We start from the raw sequence: 4,393 nt of genomic DNA, 5'->3' as shown, positions 1-4,393 counted from the left end.
AATCAAAAAAAATGATGATAAAGAAAAATTCATCAAGCAAGCACTTGATGAATATATCCTCCCTCGGTCATTTCCGAAAGATAAAAATTAGTCCGTCGGCAAACGGTCTAAAGAAATTTAACTAACTTAAAGTATAGCATAAAACAGAAAACAGGTAAATATATGATAAATAATAACGAAAATATGATTACAAAAGATGATTTGATTGATTTAGGGTTTAAACCTACTACTGCTACTGAAATCATTCATCAAGCAAGAGGATTACTCACTGAACGTGGGTTTACATTCTATAACCGTAAACGCTTAATGGTTGTACCTAAAAGTGTTGTATCTGAAATTTTAGCAACAGAGTTATAAATATGGCAAATGTACGATATAAACAACGTGGGACAAAAAAACTATGGGCATACGAGATACGACAAGGTTCTAAAACTCTCGCTTATAAAAGTGGTTTCCAGACTAAGAAAGAGGCACAAATAAATGCTGAACCAATTTTAACTGAAATTAGAAAAGGGGGAAAACTAGATAAACATACTACATTACCCGACTTATTCCAAAAATGGCTAGACTTAAAAATCATACCCAACAACCCTAGTAAATCAACAATAACAAAATATAAATACAAGAAAAATGTAATAGTTGAGTACTTTGGAAACATCGAAATTTCAAAAATAAAATCTTCAGAATATCAAAAAATCATGAATCTATACGGTCAACGAGTTGGTGCTGATAGTCTCCGAAGATTAAATAAGGAAATTCAAAAATCCTTGGAAATTGCTTTTGCTGATAAAGTCATGATTGATGATTTCACTACCATTGTTGAATTACATTCACAAAAAACGCAACAAAAAGCTGAATATAAATATTTGCATAAAGAAATTGATTATTACACCGTGCTTTCTGAGTTGAAATCAAAGTTTGATTATAAAAACTCAGTCGTAGCATACGTTCTATACCTACTATTCAAAACTGGCATGCGATATGCTGAATTAATAGCATTATCATGGTCTGATGTTGATTTCAAAAACAACCTCTTATCAACGCATATACGGTTTAATACAAGTAATGGTGAATTTGTTCCACCAAAGAACGAAACATCTATTAGAGACGTTCCTGTGGACGACAACACCCTTTTAATACTTTCACAGCTTAAATTTCAACAAGAAAAAACAAATAAACTCTTGGGTATCGTCAACAAGAAAGATTTAGTTTTTCAACACTACAGCTATAAAATTGATGTCCCCAATATTGCAACCGCAAATAAATCATTGAAACTATTATTAACCAGTCTCAAAATTTCTCCTATTATCACAACAAAAGGCGCTCGTCATACTTATGGTAGTGTTCTATTGCATAAAGGTATTAGCAAGGAAATTGTTGCTAAGGTACTGGGACACCGAGATACAAATATGTTGGATAAAGTCTACGGTCATATACTAGATGAAAAAATAGAAAATGAATTTCAAGAGATTAAAGAAGTGATGAAAAAGTAATGTGGGACAAACAGTGGGACAATTCAACCCCAAAATACCTTAAAAGCCTTACAAGACAACAATCTTGTAAAGCTTTTTTTATGCTGGAAACAGGAATCGAACCTGCGACCTACGCGTTACGAGTGCGTTGCTCTACCAACTGAGCTATTTCAGCGGGATTAAATCATATTCTGGATTATAATTTTTAGAAGCGTTGCTATTCACGAAAGAGCAACATGCGGTGGAGATTCTGCGAATTTCTTTAGCCACAGATTCAAAGCAGTGCTTTGAACTCTACCAACTGAGCTATTTCAGCGGAATGACTTTGAATAGCACTTCTAAGACCTACTTTTCTATTTTACCCAAAAATCAGTCATTTGACAAGAAATTTGACAAAAAAATAAAGATAACTTTTTTGATTATCTTTACTTATTTATTCTTTTAATATTCAAAGAAAGAATTGATTATCTAACTTCAAGCAAGTAATAACAATTCAATCGCACGCGCGGCATCTTCATGGATAACTGGGAAGAATGCACCCAATACCATCGCACCTAAAATTGCGCCACCAGCGATTGGTTTCTCCCATTTATAAAAAATTAATGCACCGATTGTCGCACCAATACCGACAGGAATAGAGGCAACGGTTGCTGATAAAATAATCAGTGGCCCTAAGAAGCGACCTGCTGAATTCCCAGCACCCATCATAATATCTGCACCAAATGTGCTATTAGCAGAATTCACAGTGAATTTCCTAATCGCAATGATAATCGCACCAATGAGCAGACCAATTCCACCACCAGTCAATAGAGCTAACGGAAAATTCTTAATCGGTGCATCAACCCCCATACTCATCAATAGCGCTGGAATCCCAATCCCAACACCCGTCAACAAAGAACCACCTAAGTCCAAAATTCCGACTAATGACCCTTCCAATATCCGTGCAAACAAGAAACTTGCGCCAAAAGCTGCCGCTGCGCCATAACCCTCACCGTCCATACCAGCTTTTAACATGGCAACGACTGATACTTCATTAAAAGCACCAACACCATAAGTCACATACATATGAGTTCCTGCAAAGGCTGCTGCACCCATTAGGCCAACTATAATCGGAAAAGCCCAATCAGCATACCAAAAACTCGTCGCCTTTTTAGCCTCTATTTCACGCTGCTCAATTTCCCATTGTTCTTTTGATTCCATTTTTTACCTCCATTTTTATATTACGGATAACCTTTGATTATCTATTGTTTCACTGTCAATAGGTCGTGAAATTTTTGCAACCAATTTGGCACACTAAGTTTAAACTGCTCAATCAGATTCAAATCGAAACCACGGAAGAAAGCACTTAAGACAAATAAGATAAGGACCGTCGCAAATAGAATTTTAGTGAGTCTACTCCAACCTAGCTCGTCAACACCTTTACCAACAAGAATCCCTAGCACAACGCCCGGCACCGCATTACCCATGATTAACTGTGCAAGTCCACCGAATAAAGTGCCCCAGAAACCTGTTCTTTTGCCTGCATCTAAAGCTGCCAACCAAAAGACAATCGGCATCACAGTGCTAATCAGCAAAGTTGCGGCTGGTACCAAAACATCTACCGCTGTGACTTGTAAACTTGACGGGATAGCTGATGATGTCGCATTTAAGAAAGTTACAATCGCAGCACCAATAACCGCACCAACAATCGCCATTCTTTTTGGATTATGCACAGTTTCTGAAATGTTTTTATTTCTTGAAAGTAAAGCTGCCGCTGCCCAGTTTGGCAAAATACGGTGAGTCACATCCTGCGTATAAGCCCCCGCACCAACTGCTGATGCCCATGCATTAAAGAAGAACCCTAAACCGAATGAAAAGTGAGAGGCTGCATCCCCTTCACAAGCATTCATTTCGCCCAATGTTCTAAAAGCACCTAGAGCTTGAACGGTAGGTGAGTGAAACATTCTTGCAGCACCCAATGCTGCCGCAAAACCCATTAGTCCACCGATAATCACGGATTTAAATATTACAATTATAATCTCCAACGTCTTTCCTCCTTATATTTGAACATCCTACTAAGGCTCAGTATCACGTTCTTTTATAGTCAACTTTTTTGATGTCTTTTTGACATTTCGTCGTGACTTTCTGATTTTCAACAAATTTGACAGTATCCATTTCAACGATAGTCATTGTCACATGAACCAATAATGTCACGGCATACTTCGTTTTTTTTCTTGGTAAGAAAAAGAAGCAAAATTTTTCTGTATAAGATTCTTTTGTCGCAGAAAGCGCTTCAATACCGATAGGGATAATCTGCAAAAAGACATCTTCACGCCCTGCCATTATCTTCCTTTGAACCTTGGAAATGGCATCTGAAAAGGCACTTTGCTTGGTTGCTCCCTGTCCTGATACTTCAACTTTTTCCTGTTGACTCCTTGTAATGGTTTCCAATTGTCTACGCTCCAAATTTCTTGATATAGGCTTCGGTTAAAGCTTGTCCCAATTCTTCTGTATCCATAAATCCAAATCCTAAAGCCTTAATCCCATCATTAATCGCTGTCACACCCTCACCAACTGAGCGCATACTATGTCTTTCTGGATAGCCATATTTTGTTTTAGCAGTAATTGACCCTGCGCCACCACTCCCACAAAATGAAATACCGAAGTCTGCATCCTCTGATTTCATGACATCGCCTAGACGCATATCTGCTCCCATTCCCGGCACTACAACTGCTACACCACCTGCTGCCTCAACACCTTTTGCAACATTTTGACCTTTACCTAATCTGTCTGCAATCACTACTTTTACCATTTTATCTCCTCGTATAATATATTCTAGTAGTGATTAACCACTACGATTTTTACCTAATTGATATTAATTTTCACTTGACTACTGAGCCGTTTCTCAGAGATAATAGTTCTGGAATGGACTCACGGATTTT

The 4,393-nt window shown here is 37.6% G+C and carries 6 protein-coding genes and 1 tRNA gene; 2 read left to right on the top strand and 5 right to left on the bottom strand.

Annotation, left to right across the window (positions count from 1 at the left end):
* The first annotated feature begins 183 nt into the window (after positions 1-183).
* Positions 184-357 carry a DUF3173 domain-containing protein gene (locus ACYQ21_RS14745; protein ID WP_460059362.1) on the top strand — a complete coding sequence of 58 codons (174 nt, stop codon included), beginning with the start codon at positions 184-186 and terminating at the stop codon, positions 355-357.
* A 2-nt stretch (positions 358-359) separates the two neighbouring features.
* On the top strand, positions 360-1,493 hold the full coding sequence (locus ACYQ21_RS14740) for a site-specific integrase (protein ID WP_460059360.1): 1,134 nt from the start codon (positions 360-362) through the stop codon (positions 1,491-1,493).
* Positions 1,494-1,574: 81 nt separating this feature from the next.
* On the opposite strand, the gene ACYQ21_RS14735 is transcribed toward ACYQ21_RS14740, so the two are convergent.
* The 5 genes from ACYQ21_RS14735 to ACYQ21_RS14715 all read right to left on the bottom strand — a co-directional run bounded on the left by ACYQ21_RS14735 (position 1,575) and on the right by ACYQ21_RS14715 (position 4,263).
* A tRNA-Thr gene (locus ACYQ21_RS14735) sits at positions 1,575-1,647 on the bottom strand.
* A gap of 299 nt (positions 1,648-1,946) precedes the next feature.
* The gene (locus tag ACYQ21_RS14730; protein ID WP_460059359.1) at positions 1,947-2,672 is read right to left on the bottom strand and encodes a DUF4310 family protein; all 726 of its coding nucleotides are present in this window, start codon (positions 2,670-2,672) and stop codon (positions 1,947-1,949) included.
* 41 nt (positions 2,673-2,713) lie between these two features.
* Entirely contained in the window at positions 2,714-3,496 is a 783-nt protein-coding gene (locus ACYQ21_RS14725; RefSeq protein WP_460059357.1) for a DUF4311 domain-containing protein, read from the bottom strand.
* Positions 3,497-3,539: 43 nt separating this feature from the next.
* A complete protein-coding gene (locus tag ACYQ21_RS14720; RefSeq protein ID WP_460059356.1) occupies positions 3,540-3,902 on the bottom strand; it encodes a DUF4312 family protein in 363 nt (120 codons plus the stop codon).
* A 4-nt stretch (positions 3,903-3,906) separates the two neighbouring features.
* A complete protein-coding gene (locus tag ACYQ21_RS14715) occupies positions 3,907-4,263 on the bottom strand; it encodes an SFCGS family glycine-rich protein (RefSeq protein ID WP_460059354.1) in 357 nt (118 codons plus the stop codon).
* Positions 4,264-4,393: the final 130 nt, after the last annotated feature.

This window comes from Pseudolactococcus yaeyamensis, from assembly GCF_054658615.1.
This window is presented reverse-complemented; position numbering and strand designations above follow the sequence as displayed.